This window comes from Marinobacter sp. (assembly GCF_048259445.1).
GTDB lineage: Bacteria > Pseudomonadota > Gammaproteobacteria > Pseudomonadales > Oleiphilaceae > Marinobacter.
In genome coordinates, this window is sequence record NZ_JBLXHQ010000040.1 from 1 (window position 1) to 19,006 (window position 19,006).

17 protein-coding genes are annotated in these 19,006 nt (G+C 54.3%); 9 read left to right on the top strand and 8 right to left on the bottom strand.

The window, feature by feature from the left end; translation table 11 throughout:
- Positions 1–181 precede the first annotated feature (181 nt).
- From pssA to ACN0RL_RS18800, 4 genes are all read right to left on the bottom strand, one after another.
- A complete protein-coding gene (gene pssA / locus ACN0RL_RS18785; protein WP_417519616.1) occupies positions 182–1,033 on the bottom strand; it encodes a CDP-diacylglycerol--serine O-phosphatidyltransferase in 852 nt (283 codons plus the stop codon).
- A gap of 89 nt (positions 1,034–1,122) precedes the next feature.
- Entirely contained in the window at positions 1,123–2,196 is a 1,074-nt protein-coding gene (ilvC, locus tag ACN0RL_RS18790) for a ketol-acid reductoisomerase (protein WP_417519646.1), read from the bottom strand.
- 8 nt (positions 2,197–2,204) lie between these two features.
- The gene (ilvN, locus tag ACN0RL_RS18795) at positions 2,205–2,696 is read right to left on the bottom strand and encodes an acetolactate synthase small subunit (protein WP_417519618.1); all 492 of its coding nucleotides are present in this window, start codon (positions 2,694–2,696) and stop codon (positions 2,205–2,207) included.
- Between the two features lie 2 nt (positions 2,697–2,698).
- Complete coding sequence (locus tag ACN0RL_RS18800; RefSeq protein ID WP_417519620.1) at positions 2,699–4,417, bottom strand: acetolactate synthase 3 large subunit; 1,719 nt, start codon at positions 4,415–4,417, stop codon at positions 2,699–2,701.
- Positions 4,418–4,934: 517 nt separating this feature from the next.
- Between ACN0RL_RS18800 and ACN0RL_RS18805 the strand changes: the two genes are divergently transcribed.
- Positions 4,935–5,393: a DUF4124 domain-containing protein gene (locus ACN0RL_RS18805; protein WP_417519622.1), complete on the top strand. Its 459-nt coding sequence runs from the start codon at positions 4,935–4,937 to the stop codon at positions 5,391–5,393.
- A gap of 70 nt (positions 5,394–5,463) precedes the next feature.
- On the opposite strand, the gene clpB is transcribed toward ACN0RL_RS18805, so the two are convergent.
- From clpB to rluD, 3 genes are all read right to left on the bottom strand, one after another.
- Entirely contained in the window at positions 5,464–8,040 is a 2,577-nt protein-coding gene (clpB, locus tag ACN0RL_RS18810) for an ATP-dependent chaperone ClpB (RefSeq protein ID WP_417519624.1), read from the bottom strand.
- 136 nt (positions 8,041–8,176) lie between these two features.
- Positions 8,177–8,944: a peptidoglycan editing factor PgeF gene (gene pgeF, locus ACN0RL_RS18815; RefSeq protein WP_417519626.1), complete on the bottom strand. Its 768-nt coding sequence runs from the start codon at positions 8,942–8,944 to the stop codon at positions 8,177–8,179.
- Positions 8,934–9,911, bottom strand: a complete 978-nt coding sequence (gene rluD, locus ACN0RL_RS18820; RefSeq protein ID WP_417519628.1) for a 23S rRNA pseudouridine(1911/1915/1917) synthase RluD — start codon at positions 9,909–9,911, stop codon at positions 8,934–8,936. The genes pgeF and rluD overlap by 11 nt, the downstream gene beginning before the upstream one ends.
- Before the next feature lie 143 nt (positions 9,912–10,054).
- Between rluD and ACN0RL_RS18825 the strand changes: the two genes are divergently transcribed.
- Positions 10,055–10,888 carry an outer membrane protein assembly factor BamD gene (locus tag ACN0RL_RS18825; RefSeq protein WP_417519648.1) on the top strand — a complete coding sequence of 278 codons (834 nt, stop codon included), beginning with the start codon at positions 10,055–10,057 and terminating at the stop codon, positions 10,886–10,888.
- Between the two features lie 26 nt (positions 10,889–10,914).
- Here the strand turns inward: ACN0RL_RS18825 and ACN0RL_RS18830 are convergent, their stop codons facing one another.
- Entirely contained in the window at positions 10,915–12,579 is a 1,665-nt protein-coding gene (locus ACN0RL_RS18830; RefSeq protein WP_417519630.1) for an NAD+ synthase, read from the bottom strand.
- 93 nt (positions 12,580–12,672) lie between these two features.
- Here ACN0RL_RS18830 and ACN0RL_RS18835 point away from each other — a divergent pair, with 93 nt between their 5' ends.
- The 7 genes from ACN0RL_RS18835 to ACN0RL_RS18865 form a co-directional block, all read left to right on the top strand.
- A complete protein-coding gene (locus ACN0RL_RS18835; protein WP_417519632.1) occupies positions 12,673–14,313 on the top strand; it encodes a sensor histidine kinase in 1,641 nt (546 codons plus the stop codon).
- Between the two features lie 66 nt (positions 14,314–14,379).
- Positions 14,380–15,759: a sigma-54-dependent transcriptional regulator gene (locus ACN0RL_RS18840; protein ID WP_417519634.1), complete on the top strand. Its 1,380-nt coding sequence runs from the start codon at positions 14,380–14,382 to the stop codon at positions 15,757–15,759.
- 125 nt (positions 15,760–15,884) lie between these two features.
- Positions 15,885–16,457, top strand: coding sequence for a GspH/FimT family pseudopilin (locus ACN0RL_RS18845; protein WP_417519636.1), 573 nt, complete (start codon positions 15,885–15,887; stop codon positions 16,455–16,457).
- A gap of 170 nt (positions 16,458–16,627) precedes the next feature.
- The gene (locus tag ACN0RL_RS18850; RefSeq protein ID WP_417519638.1) at positions 16,628–17,110 is read left to right on the top strand and encodes a GspH/FimT family pseudopilin; all 483 of its coding nucleotides are present in this window, start codon (positions 16,628–16,630) and stop codon (positions 17,108–17,110) included.
- Positions 17,107–17,595, top strand: coding sequence for a type IV pilus modification protein PilV (gene pilV / locus ACN0RL_RS18855; protein WP_417519640.1), 489 nt, complete (start codon positions 17,107–17,109; stop codon positions 17,593–17,595). The genes ACN0RL_RS18850 and pilV overlap by 4 nt, the downstream gene beginning before the upstream one ends.
- Before the next feature lie 2 nt (positions 17,596–17,597).
- Positions 17,598–18,731, top strand: coding sequence for a PilW family protein (locus ACN0RL_RS18860; protein ID WP_417519642.1), 1,134 nt, complete (start codon positions 17,598–17,600; stop codon positions 18,729–18,731).
- Positions 18,728–19,006 (top strand): pilus assembly PilX family protein (locus ACN0RL_RS18865; protein ID WP_417519644.1); only part of this gene is annotated, 279 nt, incomplete at its 3' end. The genes ACN0RL_RS18860 and ACN0RL_RS18865, both read left to right, overlap by 4 nt.

Consider the following 19,006-nt stretch of genomic DNA (forward strand, 5'->3'; position numbering starts at 1 on the left):
CACCCCGCCTAAACGCTGTGTCCCTCGAAGGAGATGCGCATTCTACAGACACACGCAGATCTGTCAACGGCCATTTTCAAATAATCGTAAAGAGCTTCGGTTTCCACCTATAAAACCACCAAAACAAGGAGAAAACCGCTCAAAAACTGCACTACTTCACCCAACGTCACGCCAGGCCGTTTTACTTATCGGCGCCCGCTGACCGACGCGGCTTGCCGCGCAGCAGCCAACGAACAGGCCCGGACAACGCATAAATCAAAAAGCCGGTGAAGAGTACCGTAGCCGGATCCAACGCTATCACTACAAAAATCAGAACCACCAGCAGAATCGCAGCGAAAGGCACGCGACCGCGGAGATCAAGATCTTTAAAACTTCGATACAGCACGTTACTTACCATCAGAACACCCGCCCCGCCGACAACAATAACTGTCAGGAAGGTTAACCAGGCCGAAGATTCGAACGCCTGAAAACACCATACCAGGCCGGCGACACATGCCGCAGCAGCTGGACTGGGCAGACCGACAAAAAACTTTTTATCCACGGAGCCGATCTGAGTATTGAATCGGGCGAGTCGCAACGCTGCACCTGCAACATATATAAAGGTGATCGCCCAGCCGATTTTATCCAGCCCGTTCAACGACCAGAAAAATGCGACAAATCCTGGCGCGACACCAAATGCAACCATGTCTGCGAGGCTGTCGTACTCTTCACCGAATTTGCTCTGGGTGTTGGTCATGCGGGCAACACGCCCATCAAGCCCATCCAGAATCATGGAAACAAAAATCGCAATCGCTGCATTGTCAAAAACGCCGCCAGCAGCAGACACAATGGCATAGAAGCCGGAAAACAATGATGCAGTTGTAAGCGCGTTGGGCAGAAGGTATATCCCCTTCCTGCGCACCGGCGCACCTTCAACCAGCTCTTCTTCTACCACCTCGCCAGGCTCGATGTCGCATTCTGCCGTGGCGCTGGATGAAAGCTCCGGCTCATTGGCCGGGGAGCCCGATTTGGTATCTTTTCTTTCTTCAGTCATTCCCATTACTCCGGAAAGCATTTGGGCGAAGTATATACGAAAAACGCGGCCACCCGGGCCGCGTTTCGTTAAACCAGGCGGAACTCCGCTTAGTTTTTATCCTTATCCACGATCTTGTTGGCAGAGATCCACGGCATCATTCCGCGAAGTTTCTCACCGGTCACTTCAATCTCATGTGCGGCATTCTGACGGCGACGCGCAGTCATGGATGGGTAGTTCAGAGCACCCTCGGAGATGAACATCTTCGCGTATTCGCCACTCTGGATACGCTTAAGCGCGTTACGCATGGCTTCACGGGACTGCTCGTTGATAATCTCCGGGCCGGTCACATACTCGCCATACTCTGCGTTGTTGGAGATGGAGTAGTTCATGTTGGCGATACCGCCTTCGTACATAAGGTCTACAATAAGCTTCAGCTCGTGCAGGCACTCAAAGTACGCCATTTCCGGAGCATAGCCTGCCTCGGTGAGCGTCTCAAAGCCAGCTTTTACAAGCTCAACCGCACCGCCACACAGAACTGCCTGCTCGCCGAACAGATCGGTTTCAGTTTCGTCCTTGAAGGTCGTCTCAATGATACCGGTACGTCCACCGCCGATACCGCTGGCATAAGACAGCGAAAGATTCTTGGCGTTGCCTGAAGCGTCCTGGAAGATCGCAATCAGATCAGGAATACCGCCGCCATTTGCAAACTCGGTGCGAACAGTATGGCCCGGAGCTTTGGGGGCAATCATGACAACATCCAGATCTTTGCGCGGAACAATCTGGTTGTAATGGATTGCGAAGCCGTGAGCAAAGGCAAGAGTAGCGCCCTGCTTCAGGTTAGGCTCGATTTCGGCCTTGTACAGCTGAGACTGGAATTCATCCGGAGTCAGAACCATGACCACGTCAGCGGCAGCAACCGCAGATGGCACATCACTGGTCTTCAGCCCATAGGCCTCTGCTTTGGCAATAGAAGAAGAACCAGGACGCAGACCGACTGTCACATCAACACCGGACTCTTTCAGGTTGCACGCATGAGCGTGGCCCTGTGAGCCAAAACCGATGATGGCAACTTTTTTGCCCTGAATGATGGAAAGATCGCAATCCTTATCGTAATAAACCTGCATGATTAACCTCTGTGATTTGTGATGGCCTTTCGAGAGACCAGAACGTTCGTAATATATGAAACAGCTTAAAGGCTCAGCACCTTCTCGCCCCTGGCGATTCCGGAAACGCCCGAGCGCACTACTTCGAGCACACCCGACGTACCGATAGCCTGAATAAAGCCATCAAGCTTGTCACTGTCACCCGCTAACTGAACGGTATAGACCGAGCTGGTAACGTCAACAATCTGGCCACGAAAAATATCCACGGTGCGCTTGATTTCCGCACGCTGAGGACCTGTTGCCTTCAGCTTGACCAACATCAGCTCGCGCTCGATATGTGGCCCCTCAGTCAGATCAACCAGCTTGACCACCTCAACGAGTTTGTTGAGCTGCTTGGTAATCTGCTCAATAACCCGGTCCGAGCCAGACGTTGTCACCGTAAGCCGGGAAAGGGTTTCATCTTCGGTAGGCGCAACGGTCAATGTTTCAATGTTGTAGTTCCGTTGTGAAAACAGACCAACTACACGAGACAGGGCGCCTGGCTCATTTTCAAGCAAAACAGAAATGATTCGACGCATGATCACACCCTCTCCGTCTTGCTGAGCCACATATCCTTCATACAGCCACGAGCCACTTGCATCGGATACACATGTTCGAAGCGATCCACCTGAATATCCACAAAGACCAATCTATCCTTCATGGCCAGAGCCTCTTTCAACTTCGGCTCCAGATCTTCTTTCTTATCGATTCGAATACCCACGTGACCATAGGCTTCGGCCAGCTTGATGAAGTCCGGCAATGACTCCATGTAAGAGTGAGAGTGCCGGGACTCGTAGTTCATGTCCTGCCACTGCTTCACCATACCCAGGGCCTGATTATTCAGGTTGATGATCTTTACCGGCAGCTTGTACTGGTTACAGGTAGACAGCTCCTGAATATTCATCTGGATACTGCCCTCACCAGTAATGCAGAGCACTTCGTCCTCCGGATGGGTGAGCTTGACGCCCATAGCCGCCGGCAGGCCAAAGCCCATGGTGCCGAGACCACCAGAGTTGATCCAACGGTTAGGCTTGTCGAACTTGTAGTACTGAGCTGCAAACATCTGGTGCTGCCCCACGTCGGTGGTGACAAACGCGTCTCCATTGGTGAGACGATGCAGCATTTCGACCACTTCCTGGGGCTTTATAACGTCCGGGCTGGTTTCATAACGCATTCCGTGGAACGCGCGCCATTCGTCGATCTGCTTCCACCAGGAAACAAGCGCCTCAGCATCGGGCTTTTCCTTACTCTCTTTAACCAGCGCGAGCATTTCTTTGAGAACCGCATCAACTGGCCCGACGATGGGAACGTCGGCATCGATTGTCTTGGAAATGGAGGCAGGATCAATGTCGATATGAATGATCCGGGCACCGGGGCAGAACTTCTCTGTTGCATTGGTTACGCGGTCGTCAAATCGGGCACCAACGGCCAGAATAAGATCCGAATGGTGCATCGCCATATTGGCTTCGTAGGTCCCGTGCATACCAAGCCAGCCAATATGCTGCTTGTCACTGGCCGGATAACAGCCAATCCCCATCAGAGTGTTTGTAATAGGGAAACCCAGCTTGCGCACCAGCTCTGTGAGCTGCCCGGAAGCTTTGCCGAGAATAACACCGCCACCGGCATATATGATTGGCCGGCGTGCAGCCAGCATCATGTCTACCGCCTTTTTGATCTGGCCAGCGTGCCCGCGTATTGCCGGGTTGTAGGAGCGCAGCTTGACCTTTTTCGGGTAAGCGTATTCAAAGCGCTCATTCGGCGCGGTCATATCTTTGGGGATATCCACAACAACGGGCCCGGGACGTCCGGTCGACGCAATGTAATACGCCTTACGGATAATCCCCGGAATCTCTGAGGGATGACGCACACTGAGATTGTGCTTAACCACCGGCCGGGACACACCAATCATGTCCGTTTCCTGAAAGGCATCTTCGCCGATCAGGGTAGACGCTACCTGGCCACACAGAACCACCATGGGAATGGAATCCATGAACGCGGTCGCGATACCAGTGATGGTGTTGGTAGCTCCAGGGCCAGAGGTAACAAGCACGGTTCCCGGCTGCCCGGTGACGCGCGCATAGCCATCAGCCATGTGCACAGCCGCCTGCTCGTGCCTTACCAGAATGTGCTTGACCTTATCCTGCCTGAACAACGCATCATAAATATGAAGGGCTGCGCCACCCGGATAGCCATATATGTACTCGATCCCTTCATCCTGCAGGGAACGGATCAGCATATCGGCGCCAGACAATAACTCCACGATTTTCTACCCTCTTCTACGAGTGAATGAGCCGGGCACAAGCCCGGTTGCCTGGATTCACGGCTTACCTGCTTCTTTTGAAAGCGGAACCGGCTGCTCCACACCTTATTAAGAGGTTGTCTCCTGGCCAGCCGCCCTCCTGAGGGTTGCGGAGAACGGCCAATCAACGGGTTGCACCTAAGCAACACCCATTCCGCGACAGATGCGCGGCACGCTCAGTGTGGTAAATAACGGGGAATACGTGCACGGGATTACCGGCCGAATCAACCCCAGTCTTCAGGCAATCGGTAATTCTGACAGCGCGAAACTCCCTGTCAATAGCCTCTTTTGCTTTCTGTGCCCATACTGGCCAATGGTCTGGCATAATTATCCGCAACTCAGGTGCGTAGATTTGAACCAGGCAGAAGAAAATGCTTCGCACAAATGGCATCATGGGAAAATATAAAACAGAATAACGGGCCCGGACATTCAGGTTGCTGACCTGCCCGGGAGCAGCGCACACACCACGAGTAGAGCCATGAACAGAAAAACCCTGATATTGACACTATTAATGGCCGTAGTACCCGGTATGGCAATGAGCGCTTCGGTGTACAAGTGGACGGATGAAAACGGCATAACCCATTTTGGTGACCGCCAGCCGGTAGGCGCAAAATCCGAGACGGTTAATGTCCGCTCTGGCACATTGTCCGGAACAACCAATCGCCCCAGCCCTCAAAAACAGCTCGATGAGCTTCAAGAGCAGCAACAGAAAGAAGCTGACCGGGAAAAGGAAACAGCAGTTGAAGCCGCACGTCGAAAACAACGTGCCGCCAACTGTGAAAGCGCTCAAGCGAACCTTAAGGTCATCGACAGCAACGCACGGATCCGTATCGAGGAAAACGGAGAAATGCGCTACCTGAGCCCGGAAGAAATCGCCGAACAGCGCGAAAAACTGGAAAAAATTGCTGCTGAAAACTGTGAAACTGAAAACCCGTAACCGGCTTCAGAATTATTGACAAGAAAAAAGGAGGCGGAGCTTTAGCTCCGCCTCCTTTTTTTAACTTCGATCAAGCCTTCTTGAATACCAGCTTGCCTTCATCCACAGTGGCCAGGATTGTATCACCGGCAACAAAGTCACCCTGCAACAGTCTCTGGGCCAACGGATTTTCAATCATCCGCTGAATCGCACGCTTGAGCGGCCGCGCACCGTAAACCGGGTCATACCCGACTTCCGCCAGCAGATCCAGAGCAGCTTCGTCCAGCTCCAGCTTCATATCCTGATCTTGCAGGCGCTTGCCAAGAACCTCTATCTGGATTTTCGCAATTCCATGAATCTGGCTTCCGGCCAGCGGATGGAATACAACCACTTCGTCTACCCGGTTTATGAACTCAGGGCGGAAGTGTGTTCCCACTACCTCCATAACCGCGTTCTTCATAGCCTCGTAGTTCTCTTCGCCGGCCTTCTGCTGAATAATGTCCGAACCCAGGTTGGACGTCATGACGATCACCGTATTACGGAAATCGACCGTACGGCCCTGGCCGTCTGTCAGGCGCCCATCATCAAGCACCTGGAGAAGTATGTTGAATACGTCCGGATGCGCTTTTTCAACTTCATCAAGCAACAGCACAGAATATGGGCGGCGGCGCACGGCTTCGGTGAGGTATCCACCTTCTTCGTAACCCACATAACCCGGAGGCGCGCCAATCAGGCGTGCAACAGAGTGCTTCTCCATAAACTCCGACATATCGATGCGCACCATGGCGTCATCAGTATCAAACAGGAACGAAGCCAGGGCTTTACACAGCTCGGTCTTACCCACACCGGTTGGCCCAAGGAACATAAATGAACCGTTAGGCCTGTTCGGATCTGCGAGACCCGACCGCGAGCGGCGAACGGCATTCGACACAGCTTCTACTGCTTCGCTCTGGCCAATAACCCGCTTGTGCAGCTCATCTTCCATGCGCATCAGTTTATCGCGCTCACCTTCCATCATTCTGGAGACCGGAATCCCGGTCCACTTGGAAACCACCTCCGCGATTTCCTCGTCGGTAACCCGGTTACGCAGGAGCTTCATTTCCATCATTTCAGCCTGGCTTGCCATATCAAGCTGACGCTCCAGTTCCGGAATGCGGCCATACTGCAGCTCAGACATTTTGCCCAGATCACCTGCGCGACGGGCGGTCTCAAGGTCAATACGCGCCTGCTCGAGCTGGCTCTTTATCTTCTGGGAGCCATGCAAAGCGGCTTTCTCTGTGTTCCAGACCTCTTCCAGATCGGCGTATTCCCGCTCCACGCCCTGAATAACACCTGAAAGCTCTTCAAGCCGTTTTTTCGAGGCCGCATCAGTCTCTTTTTTCAGTGCTTCCCGCTCAATTTTGAGCTGAATCAGACGACGCTCCAGCCGATCCAGCGGCTCCGGTTTCGAGTCCATTTCCATGCGAATCTGGCTGGCCGCCTCATCAATCAGGTCAATGGCCTTATCAGGCAACTGACGATCAGTAATGTAGCGCTGAGAGAGCTTCGCAGCCGCAATGATTGCTCCGTCGGTGACTTCTACGCCGTGATGCACCTCATAACGCTCTTTCAGACCACGCAGAATCGCGATGGTGTCTTCTTCATTCGGCTCGTTCACCAGCACTTTCTGGAATCGACGCTCCAGGGCGGCATCCTTCTCAATGTTTTCCCGGTATTCGTTCAGCGTGGTGGCGCCCACGCAATGCAACTCACCACGGGCCAGTGCCGGCTTGAGCATATTGCCCGCATCCATCGAGCCTTCCGCTTTACCCGCACCCACCACGGTATGAATTTCATCGATGAACAGGATAATCTGGCCTTCCTGTTTGGCGAGTTCGTTCAGCACCGCTTTCAGGCGTTCTTCAAACTCACCCCGAAACTTGGCACCGGCAATAAGCGAACCCATATCCAGGGACAAAACCCGCTTGTTCTTCAGACCTTCAGGCACTTCGCCGTTTACAATCCGCTGGGCCAGACCTTCCGCAATGGCAGTTTTGCCCACGCCGGGTTCACCAATCAGCACCGGATTGTTCTTGCGCCGGCGCTGCAACACCTGAATGGTGCGACGAATCTCGTCATCACGACCAATAACCGGGTCGAGTTTTCCAGCTTCTGCCCGCTCAGTCAGGTCAATGGTGTACTTGGACAGCGCCTGGCGGTTTTCCTCGGCTCCGGCATCGTCCACAGTTTCACCACCGCGCGCTGAGTTAATAGCGCTTTCCAACGCCGCCTTATCCACTCCCTGTTCACGCAACACACGACCAAGCGTGCCGCGATCCTCAAGGGCGGCCAAAAGCATCAGCTCGCTGGAGATAAACTGGTCTTTGCGCTTCTGTGCCAGCTTGTCTGCAATATTAAACAGGCGCCCCATATCATTGGACATGGAGACATCGCCTGCGCTGCCACTTACTTCCGGCAAATTCTCGATTTCCTGTGCGACAGCCTGGCGCACCCGGCCAGGCTCGGCACCTGCTTGCTTCAGAAGCGGTTTGATAGAGCTGCCCTGCTGATCCAGCATTGCCTGCATAAGATGCAGAGGTTCGATAAAGTTATGATCTTTGCCGACGGCAAGTGACTGGGCGTCGGCCAGAGCCGTTTGCAGAAGGCTGGTAAGCTTGTCGATTCTCATGGAATTGTTTCCCCGATTTGTTCAGAAAATGCGGTCAGTTTTTTGCGCATTTCGTGCTCATTGAGAACTAATGTAGGGGCATTCGGGGGAAGTTCAAGGCCAACTCAGAAGGCAACTGTCAGAAAATTGACACACCTCAGATTTTCCAGATGGCTGTTACCATGCGGCCAGTCTGGCCGTCGCGGCGATAGGAATAGAATCTCTGGCTGTCGGAAACCGTGCAAAAGTTACCACCCGAGATATTTTTGACACCCAGCGCTTCAAGTCGTTGGCGGGCAATGCAGTATATGTCGGCCATAAAGTGCCCATTCCGGGCACCCACTGTGCTGAAAGCAACCTCTGCCCCTGGATCTTGCGCCACAAAAGCCGCTTTGACTTCCGGGCCGACTTCAAATGCCTTTGGGCCTATGGCCGGCCCAAGCCATGCCATCAGGGTATTACCCGGCAACGCCATTCTGGCCACCAGATTTTCCAGCACTCCGCCACACAGACTACGCCAACCGGCGTGGGCAGCGGCCACTGTGGTTCCATCTTCGTCACAAAGAATAACGGGCAAACAGTCCGCAGTGAGAATAGTACAGGCTCTACCAACCGTTCGAGTGAAGCTCGCATCAGCTTCCGGAACACCCGCCGAAGCTCCGGCAGGCAAGCTGACGACCCCAGTTCCGTGCACCTGGTTAAGCCATCCGAAGGCATCGGCCGGCAGGTCGCAAGCGCCAGCCAACCTTATACGATTCTCCAGCACGTGCTCCGGAACATCACCCACGTGACTTCCCAGATTCATGCTGGACCAGGGAGGCTGGCTGACACCGCCCGCCCGGGTTGTGCATACAGCGCGGATGTTTGCAGGCGCGGACCAATCCGGGCGGATAAGCGTTAGCGCAGAGACAGCTTCAGAACTCATCACTCTCCAGTTCCTGGACGTGCTTGCGCAAAGCGGCGAGCAACCCCATAAAATCCTCCGGCAAAGGCACGTCCCAGCTCAGAATCTCTCCCGTGGCCGGATGCTCCAGCGTGAGCTGGCGCGCGTGCAGCGCCTGGCGGTGAAAAGCAGAGAGTACTAACCGCAACTCTTCCGTTGTACCTTTCGGCAGTCGCAACCGACCTCCATACAGGGGATCACCCACCAGCGGATGCTTTACATGGGCCATGTGCACACGGATCTGATGTGTGCGACCGCTTTCCAGCTTGCAGCGCACATGGGTGTGGGCCGCAAAACGCTCAATCAGGCGATAGTGGGTTACCGCAGGCTTGCCACTTTTGACTACCCCCATTTTCTTGCGCTCATGGGGATGACGGCCAATGGGCGCATCCACTGTGGCGCCCCCCGTTAAAGTACCCACAACAACGGCCTCATACTCGCGCCCCATGGTTCGGGTCTGCAATTGGCCAACCAGCGACGTGTGAGCAATGAGGCTGCGAGCAACCACCATGATACCTGAGGTGTCTTTATCAAGGCGGTGAACGATGCCGGCACGGGGCAGGTTCTCCACCTCCGGAGCATAGTTCAGAAGCGCATTTACCAACGTGCCATCCGCATGCCCTGCTGCAGGGTGCACAACCAGCCCGGCAGGTTTGTTAATGACAAGCAGGTGCTCGTCTTCATAGACGATATCCAGGTTGATCGCTTCAGCCTGCCAGGTTACCTGTGCCTCGGGCTCGGCATCGAGCTCCAGCCGGTCACTCAGCATCACTTTATCTCTTGGCTTGCGAACCTCTCCGTTCACCGTTAAGGCGCCGCTGCGAATCCAGGATTGCAGGCGCGAACGCGAGTGCTCGGGCATGAGTTCTGCCGCAGCCTGATCCAGGCGCCGGTCACTCAGCGCAGGCGGTACAGAAAAGCTGGCAGTTATTCGGTTTTCAGATGACATTAAGCCCCCGGGGCCTGTGTGTGTTACGTTTCAGTCAGAATTTGAAACAAACGGGGCGCGCCTTCCATGTGATACTGCACATGAAGCGAGTTCCCCGCTACAATGACGCACTCGAATTTATCGACATTATACGGGATTCCGGCATGAGATCAGGTTTTCGTTTACTGCTACTTTCCACACTGGTTGTTCTGATCAGTGCCTGCGCGTCTAACAAGCAGGAGGAAGTGTTGCCGGAAAAGACCTACTATGACAACGCCCGCCAGGCAATGAACGCTGGCAACTTCAACGAGTCCGAGCAGAACCTTGACGCCCTGGAAACCTACTATCCTTTCGGCCGTTACGCTGAACAGGCGCAGCTTGATCTCATTTATGCCCGCTATCAGAATCTTGATCTTGAAGGCTCCCGGGCCGCAGCAGACCGCTTCCTGCGCCTGAACCCTCAGAGTGAGCATTCTGATTATGCTCTTTATATGCGCGGTCTCGCGTCCTACAACCTCGATATAGGCCTGGCCGCACGTTATCTCCCGGTTGATGTATCTGCCCGCGACGCCGGAGAACAGCAACAGGCGTTCCGGGATTTCAGCGAACTGTTGAACCGGTACCCGGAGAGTGTATACGCGGCCGATGCCCGCCAGCGGATGATTGCAGTTCGCAACCGGATGGCGGAACTGGAGCTCCACGCTGCCCGTTATTACATCAAGCGGGAAGCCTACGTGGCCGCCAACACCAGAGCGCGTTACATCATCGAGAACTTCCCCTCATCACCAGCCGTTGAAGAATCCCTGATTATTCTGGCAGAAACCTTTGACTTCCTGAAATTCAAAAAGGGCTCTCAGGATGCGATCGCGCTGCTTCGCCAGAATTTCCCGAAAAGCTCTGCCTTCAACAGCGACGGTGAGTTTCAGGCAAGCTTGATGAAGCGTGAGAACCGCTCACTCTCCAGCGTGGTCACCTTCGGGCTCATAGGCGACGAATAACCTGAAAGAAGTCCCGTACCTCTTCGTTAATTGCCGCTTTTCCAGCCACTGGTAATGGGATAGCGGCGATCCTTTCCAAAACCGCGCTCTGTGATCCGGACACCGATCGGTGCTTGCCGGCGCTTATATTCATTGATATCCACCAGACGGATGACACGGCTTACGTCGGCCTTGTCAAAACCCTCCGCTATAATTGCATCGGCACTGAAATCCCGCTCAACGTAGAGATTCAGAATCTCATCCAGCACATCATAGCCGGGAAGACTGTCTTCATCTTTCTGATCCGGGGCCAACTCCGCTGATGGTGGACGCGTGATGACCCGCTCAGGAATTACCGGCGACAAGGAATTGCGATACCAGGCGAGACGAAAAACCAGCGTTTTGGGCACGTCTTTGAGCACGTCGAAACCACCGGCCATATCGCCATATAGCGTGGAATACCCTACCGCCAGCTCGCTTTTATTGCCGGTTGTGAGCACCAGCGAGCCAAACTTGTTGGAAAGCGACATAAGCACAACGCCGCGGATGCGTGCCTGCAGGTTTTCCTCAGTAGTGTCAGGAGTCGTGCCCTCAAATGGCACCGCAAGCGTCGCCATAAAAGATTCGTACATAGGCTCTATGGAGTAAACATCGTACTGAACGCCCATCGCCAATGCCTGAGCTTCTGCATCTTCAAGGCTGATGCCGGAGGTATACCTGAACGGCATCATCACAGCGCGGACACGCTCTGGCCCCAGGGCATCCACTGCTACTGCCAGAGTAAGAGCAGAATCTATTCCACCGGAAAGCCCAAGCACTACCGATTTGAAACCGTTTTTATTTACATAGTCGCGCACGCCGGTCACAAGCGCGTTATAGACGTTTGCATCCAGCGAAGGCGCGGCAGGCAATGACTGGGAGGTCGGCTGGCAATGAAGGTCACACAGGAAATCTACCGGGAACAGGCCCTCAATGAATTGAGGCACTTCCACCGCTAGCGTGCCCGAGTGGTCATAAACCATAGAACCGCCATCGAACACCAGTTCATCCTGAGCCCCCACCAGATTTACATAAATGATGCGCACCCGGTTCTCACGAGCCTTGCGCTCAAGCAGCGCCTTTCTCCGTTCCTGCTTGCCGATGTCGTAGGGTGATGCGTTCAGATTAATAATAAGGCGCGCACCTGCGACCGCAGAGTCCTCTATCGGGCCGTCTGACCAGATATCTTCGCAAACCGTGAGGCCCACCGGCACGCCGCAGATCTCGAGCACCATGGCGCCCGAGCCTTCCGCAAAATAGCGCTTCTCGTCAAACACCTGGTAATTGGGCGGGAAGCGCTTGAAATAGCGCCCGGTGATTTTGCCGTTTTCAATCACCACCGCCGCGTTGTATAGCAGGCCATCACTCCGGAGAGGTGCACCGATGACGATCGCTGCACCCAGCTCCGCGTTTTGCAAACGTTCCAGCGCCTCACTCACTCTGAGATCCATACTGGGGCGCAGCAACAAATCCTCCGGCGGATATCCGGTAATACATAGCTCCGGGAAAACGACGATATCGGCTTCATGTTCGGAGCAGGCACGTTCAACAGCATCGATAATCAGCCCGGTGTTACCGGGAATATCCCCCACCAGAAAATCCATCTGCGCCATCACCACCCGCAACTTGCGGTGGGATGTATTGGAAAGCAGGGTGCTCCCGGAAACAGACATAGATTGGCTCCTGTAACTCATTGCCGCGAAAAGGCTATTATAACCCTGCACAGACTTTGATTTCTTCCGCTCAACAACGGATTCCCGAAAACCATGGCGACAGATACGGTATCAGCAGTCAGTACCGGCAAAAGAACTTCCGGCTTTCAGCAAGCAAAGCTGTTCCGCATCTACAATCACTATCGTGTCGTGATCAGCCTGGTGCTGTTCGCACTGCTGTTTGTTGATCCCGTTAATTTCGACGTGCGATTCCGGCTACTGGATTACTACCAGTTTGGCGTTGCGGGCTATCTGGCGCTGAACAGCTTTATTGGGCTGACCATGCTTGCCGGGTTTCAACCGGGGCAGCGCCACGTCACTTTATCCATACTGCTGGATATCCTGATCATGCACGGGCTGCTGTTTGCCAGCACCGGCATCACCAACGGGCTGGCCAATCTGGTAATCGTCTCGGTAGCCGCCGGCAACATTCTTAACCCCAGTCGCATGGGCACTTTTTATGCTGCACTTGCAGCCATCTGCTCACTCAGCATTTCAGGCTGGGCGGTATTGACGCTTGACGGGCCGGCCGATGACATCGTGCGTGCCGGCTCCCTTGGCATACTGTATTTCGCCACCGCATTTGTCCTGCAAAACATTTCGAGACGAATGATGCGCAGTGAAGCACTGGCCAGCAGCCGCGCGCAAAGTATTGCGGAGCTTGAGCAGATCAATCAACAGATTATTCAGCGCATGCGCACCGGCATTCTGGTGCTCGACCGGTTTGGCCAGATCCGCCTCGCGAACGCGGCCGCAGAAGAACTCCTGTTTGGTATTCCAATCGATAAAGGCGCGCACTCAGCTCGGCCCAAAACCCTTCCAGGCCCTCTCAGGTCAGGTTTGGAAGCATGGCTTAAAAATCCAGCAAGACGCACAGAACCGTTCCAGTCAGCGCCCACCTCGCCGCTCCTGCAAGTCAATTTCACCCAGCTTGATCAGGAGCGCGGAGACCATATTCTGGTGTTTATCGAAGACATGAGCAAAGTGACGCAACAGGCCCAGCAGATGAAACTGGCATCACTTGGCCGGCTTACGGCCGGGATTGCCCATGAAATACGCAATCCCCTCGGGGCCATCAGCCATGCAGCGCAACTGATGGAAGAATCGCCTCACCTCGACACCGGAGATCAGCAAATGCTGAGCATTATCCGGCGCCATTCCCGGCGTGCGAACGGCATCATCGAAAACGTGCTCAGCCTTTCCCGGCGCAAATCGGCCCATGCCGATCTGGTTGATCTGAGTAGCTGGCTGAAGGAATTCAGAGCAGATTTTCTCCAGACCCAGCAAAATGCCATACCTGCCACCGATATAGCATTAAACATCCTCACGAATATGCCGGAGGCACGTTTTGACAAAAGCCAGATCGAACAGGTGCTGGTGAACCTGTGTGATAACGGCCTGCGCTACAGTTTTCAGCAGACCGGGGAACGTAAAGTTGAGTTGACGGCTGGCGCCACGGCAGATGGCGAGCGTGCATACCTGGACGTGAGAGATTTTGGCCCGGGTGTGGCCCCGGGCTCAAGCCACCTGATTTTCGAGCCCTTTTACACCACCGATAAAGGCGGCACGGGCCTCGGGCTTTATCTGGCAAGAGAACTGTGCGAGTCTAACCTCGCCCATTTGTCCCTCGTGGAAGACGACCAACCCGGCTGCTGTTTCCGCATTACCTTTGCTCATCCGGGGCGGATGATTTGATGTGGAACCGAGATAGATAGAACCGAGATAGATGGAACTGACAAAAAACGGAACTGACAGAAAAAGATGACCACTCACACAGCGCTGATTGTTGACGACGAACCCGACATTCGGGACCTTCTCGAAATTACCCTGACACGCATGGGCATTAAAACCCTGACCGCTCCGGACCTTGCCAGTGCCTTCAAACTGATGGAGCAGAACACTCCGCAGCTTTGCCTGACCGACATGAACCTGCCAGACGGTAACGGCATTGAACTGGTGCAGTGGATCCAACAACACCGGCCGGACATGCCCGTTGCCGTCATCACAGCCTATGGCAGCATGGACACCGCAATTGAATCCCTGAAAGCCGGCGCATTTGATTTTGTTTCCAAGCCGGTCGAGCTTTCCCGGCTCCGTGAACTCGTGAACAGCGCACTCATGCTTTCAGAGCCCGGCCCTGCAATTGATGACGCCACGGATGAGCCAGGCCTTCTGCTCGGCAACTCGGCGCAAATCAAAAAGCTACGCAACCAGACCCGCAAACTTGCCAGAAGCCAGGCGCCTGTCTTTATCAGTGGCGAGTCTGGTAGCGGTAAAGAGCTAGTGGCACGGATGATCCACTTGCAGGGCCCTCGCAGTAACAAGCCCTTCGTTGCCGTAAACTGCGGCGCGATTCCTTCAGAACTGATGGAAAGTGAATTCTTCGGGCACAAGAAAGGCAGCTTTACGGGGGCCGTCGAAAATAAGGAAGGGCTATTTCGCTCAGCCGACGGCGGAACGCTGTTTCTGGACGAAGTGGCCGACCTGCCCCTCGCAATGCAGGTAAAGCTTCTGCGCGCCATTCAGGAGAAAGCGGTGCGCCCAGTAGGTGACAGCAAAGAACTGCCCGTCGACATAAGATTACTCAGTGCGACCCACAAAAATCTGGCAGAACTGGTTCAGGAAGGCAACTTCCGACAGGATCTGTTTTACCGGATCAATGTGATCGAATTGGCCGTACCTCCCCTGCGAGATCGCAAAGACGATATCGCACTGCTGGCGAATCACATACTTGAACGCATCGCCCGGGAATACGAATGCGATGCGGCAACACTGACTCAGGACGCGATTGACCGACTGAAAGATCATGAATTCCCGGGTAACGTACGGGAGCTGGAAAATATTCTCGAGCGTGCCTTTACGCTGTGTGACGCTGAGACAATAAGCGCATCCGACCTGCATCTTGGAAATGGCCTGGGCGCCGGAACACACAATAGCAGCGGTAGTGCTGGCTCAGACGCCAGCCCGGCTCTGGTACCAGAGGGTGATATTGATCTGGAGGGCTATCTGGAATCGATCGAGCGGCAGGCTATTGAAAAGGCGCTTGAGGCGACCCGTTGGAATAAAACGGCAGCGGCGAAGAGACTGGGGATTAGTTTTCGAGCGTTGCGGTATCGGTTGAAGAAGTTGGGGATGGAGTGATCAGTATGGCAAATAGCGATATTGATCTGTACTAACGGAACACTTTACTTCTACACTTGACACTGATTTCCCTACAGGATGTGGGGCGAACATGAAATCACACTAATCGACATGGATGTTGAACTATGCACTCCCGGAAAACTTCTCAGGGCTTCACCCTGATTGAGCTCGTGGTCACGCTAACACTCATTGCCATTCTGGCAGGCATTGCAAGTACCTCCTGGACGTCTTTAATTACGTCTAACCGCCATACCAACGTTGTTAACGACGCGTTCCGGATGTTCGCGCTGGCTCGCTCCTATGCCATCAACCAACGAACTCTCACAACGATTTGCCCTCTATCTGTAGCGCTGGAATGCACGGATAACTGGAACAGCCCAGTGTCTGTATTTCCTGACGTAAATAACGATAAGCGTCCGGATGGCGCCAGAGTCCATCAGATTTTCAACCTCGCCAACGGCCATTCCAGGCTTTACTCCAGAACCGCCGGCAGGGGGTATTTCCAGCTTTCTCCCAACGGCATGAGCCACGGCACTATGGGAAGCCTGGTCGCCTGCTCACATGCAGGCGACGGCTCTATCGAAATGAGCTACCTTGCGCTCAACATTGGCGGCCGTTTGCGGCGCTTGCATGACGACGATGGAGATGGCGCCATCAAGCTTCCTTGGGGTACCAAGTTAACCTGCCCGAAAACCTGAACGAAAAGGTCACGGCAGGTGCCCTATCGAGAGGCATCTGACGTGACCTTCTTCACATTGGCAACTTTTTGCGACCGTTTATTCCCGATCTTCTACCGTTTATCGCATACCCGGTGCGTATCAAAGGCACCTTTGATTTAATACCCTCAGGCTTTCCTACAGGGTATTTCATGTTGAAGAAGTCCGCAGGTTTCACACTGATCGAGTTGCTCATAACAATGGTGATTCTCGCTATCATTGCAACGGTGGCAGTTCCGGGATTTGGAAGGTTGATCGAGGGCAACAGGCTGGTAACTGGCACCAATCTTTTGGTGTCTTCCATCAAGCTCGCTAGAACAGAAGCAATCAAGCGTGGGACAAATGTTACTCTCAGCACCGACGGTGGCCTGGCAAGCGGCTGGTGCGTTCACGCCGGAGATACTAGCGGAGACTGCGCCAATGACCAGATACGGGGCTTCGAGTCACCGGGCAATCTAGCTTTTACCGAAACCTCAGGCGATCTGGTCTTTGACCGGCGAGGTTTTCTTGTTCCACAAACAGCCCAGACCTTTGTAGTCTTTCCGAATGGTTGCACCAGCGGCGATACCTCTGCCAGAGAGGTTCGTGTGAGCCCGGTTGGGCGGACTGAGATTGATAACGGAGTATGCCCGTGATCCATACGATTCCACTGAACATTAAACGGCGAAACAATACTGTTGCTCTCGCGCGACAATCCGGGCTCGGCCTGATCGAAGTTCTCGTTACGGTACTCGTCCTTGGTATTGGCATACTCGGTATCGCTTCAACTCAAGTGGTTTCCCTGCAAATGAACTCCCAGTCGCAAAACCGGAGCCAGGCCGTTCTGCTCGCTGAAGATCTTTTGGATCGAATAAGAGCCAACTCCGACAACCCAGGCGCCTATGCTTTGGCCGACGATGACGCGCAAGGGGCCGACAATGGTGCGTGCGACACCTCGTTCGTTCCCGCCAACGCATCTGTAGCTGCAAACGACATCGCAGCGTGGGAAAACAACCTCTCGTGTTTGCTGCCAGCAGCTGAGCGAACTGTTGCTGTAAACGGCAATACGGTCACAGTTACGATCGATTGGGATCAGAACGACCAATCCATGAACCCGGTAGTTGTGAGGACGCAGATTTGATCATGCCAACGCCCAAATCATTCTCTCGTCATACTTTTCTCGGTTGCGTGCCTGGCCAATCGGGGCTGTCATTGGTTGAACTAATAATCGCACTGGCGCTAGGCCTTCTACTGACTCTCGGCGTTACTCAAATTTATCTCAGCGGTAACGAAACCTATCGTCAGACCCAGGGACTGGCTCACGCTCAGGAAAGCTCCAGGTTTGTCTCCGCAGTCCTGACACCTGACTTCCGCTCTGCCGGCAGTTTCGGATGTCTGGCCGAAATGGGGCGTCCACTTGATCAGGTCGTCGATAACCGGTTGAACGGCGTATTGACGGTGCCTCTGACTCAGGCCGTCCAGGGGTGGGAGTACGACACGACCGGGCCCGGCGATAGCGTTACGTTAGCAGGCACTCTGGCAACCCCCATCGCAGGTAAGTGGGAGTCAGGTACGGCCGGCGCAGCTCTCCCTGCCAGCCTCGCCGGCTCAGTGGTAACCAACTCCGATGTAGTTATCGTCAATTCGTTAACACCAATCGGCGTTTCCGTAAACGCAGCCAACCCACAAACCGGCACCAACGTCATTAACCTGGGGGCCGCTTCAGGAGTGAACGCGGGCAGAGTAGTTCTTGCTACAAGAGGAGACTGCTCTGAGGGAGAACTGTTCCAGAAAAGCGACAATGCGACTGCGCAAACGATCACGGTCAGCGGAGGCAGCAGCCCGGGCAACACCAGCAACGATTTCGGCCTGACCTACGACTCTGATACTCGAGTTTACGAATTCACGGCAATGGCCTATTACATTGGCCAGGGAACGAATGGGGAGCCTGCATTGTTCCGTAGGCTTATGACGCCCCTCGAGACGCCTCAAGAACTGGTATCAGGTGTCGAGACACTCCAGATTCTGTACGGCGTCGATACTAATGGTACGCCTGCTGCAGACACTTACCTCCCGGCAAATCAGGTGGCCGACTGGGATTCAGTCGCGAGCATTCGGTTCTCGGTTCTGACTCGAAGCCAGGGTGAAGTCCTTGAGGAAATAAACAACCGAAACTTCGACATGCTCGGCAGTGAAGTCTCACAAGCCAACAACGGCGATCGACGTGCACGGCTAGTGTCTGTCAGCACAACGGCTATGAGAGGGAAAATGCAATGAAAGCAGGTCAAAAACCGGTGACACCGCCCGGACACAACCCACTTCCCAAGCGACAGCAAGGCGCAACGCTAATTGTCGCCCTCGTGATGCTACTCCTGATCTCGCTGCTCGCAATCGGTGGCATGCAGGGATCCATAATGCAAGAACGTATGGCGAGCAACGCCCATGACGGTGCAATTTCATTTCAGGCCTCAGAAGCAGCGTTGCGGCAAAGTGAGGACGACATCATGGCTACCCTGGCGACCCGCCAAAATGCTTATACCGAAGCCTTAATC

Coding starts and splice junctions, on each gene's coding strand:
- pssA (WP_417519616.1), bottom strand. CDS start 1,033: ATGACTGAAGAAAGAAAAGATACCAAATCGGGCTCCCCGGCCAATGAG.
- ilvN (WP_417519618.1), bottom strand. CDS start 2,696: ATGCGTCGAATCATTTCTGTTTTGCTTGAAAATGAGCCAGGCGCCCTG.
- ACN0RL_RS18805 (WP_417519622.1), top strand. CDS start 4,935: ATGAACAGAAAAACCCTGATATTGACACTATTAATGGCCGTAGTACCC.
- clpB (WP_417519624.1), bottom strand. CDS start 8,040: ATGAGAATCGACAAGCTTACCAGCCTTCTGCAAACGGCTCTGGCCGAC.
- pgeF (WP_417519626.1), bottom strand. CDS start 8,944: ATGAGTTCTGAAGCTGTCTCTGCGCTAACGCTTATCCGCCCGGATTGG.
- rluD (WP_417519628.1), bottom strand. CDS start 9,911: ATGTCATCTGAAAACCGAATAACTGCCAGCTTTTCTGTACCGCCTGCG.
- ACN0RL_RS18825 (WP_417519648.1), top strand. CDS start 10,055: ATGAGATCAGGTTTTCGTTTACTGCTACTTTCCACACTGGTTGTTCTG.
- ACN0RL_RS18830 (WP_417519630.1), bottom strand. CDS start 12,579: ATGTCTGTTTCCGGGAGCACCCTGCTTTCCAATACATCCCACCGCAAG.
- ACN0RL_RS18835 (WP_417519632.1), top strand. CDS start 12,673: ATGGCGACAGATACGGTATCAGCAGTCAGTACCGGCAAAAGAACTTCC.
- ACN0RL_RS18840 (WP_417519634.1), top strand. CDS start 14,380: ATGACCACTCACACAGCGCTGATTGTTGACGACGAACCCGACATTCGG.
- ACN0RL_RS18845 (WP_417519636.1), top strand. CDS start 15,885: ATGCACTCCCGGAAAACTTCTCAGGGCTTCACCCTGATTGAGCTCGTG.
- ACN0RL_RS18850 (WP_417519638.1), top strand. CDS start 16,628: ATGTTGAAGAAGTCCGCAGGTTTCACACTGATCGAGTTGCTCATAACA.
- ACN0RL_RS18860 (WP_417519642.1), top strand. CDS start 17,598: ATGCCAACGCCCAAATCATTCTCTCGTCATACTTTTCTCGGTTGCGTG.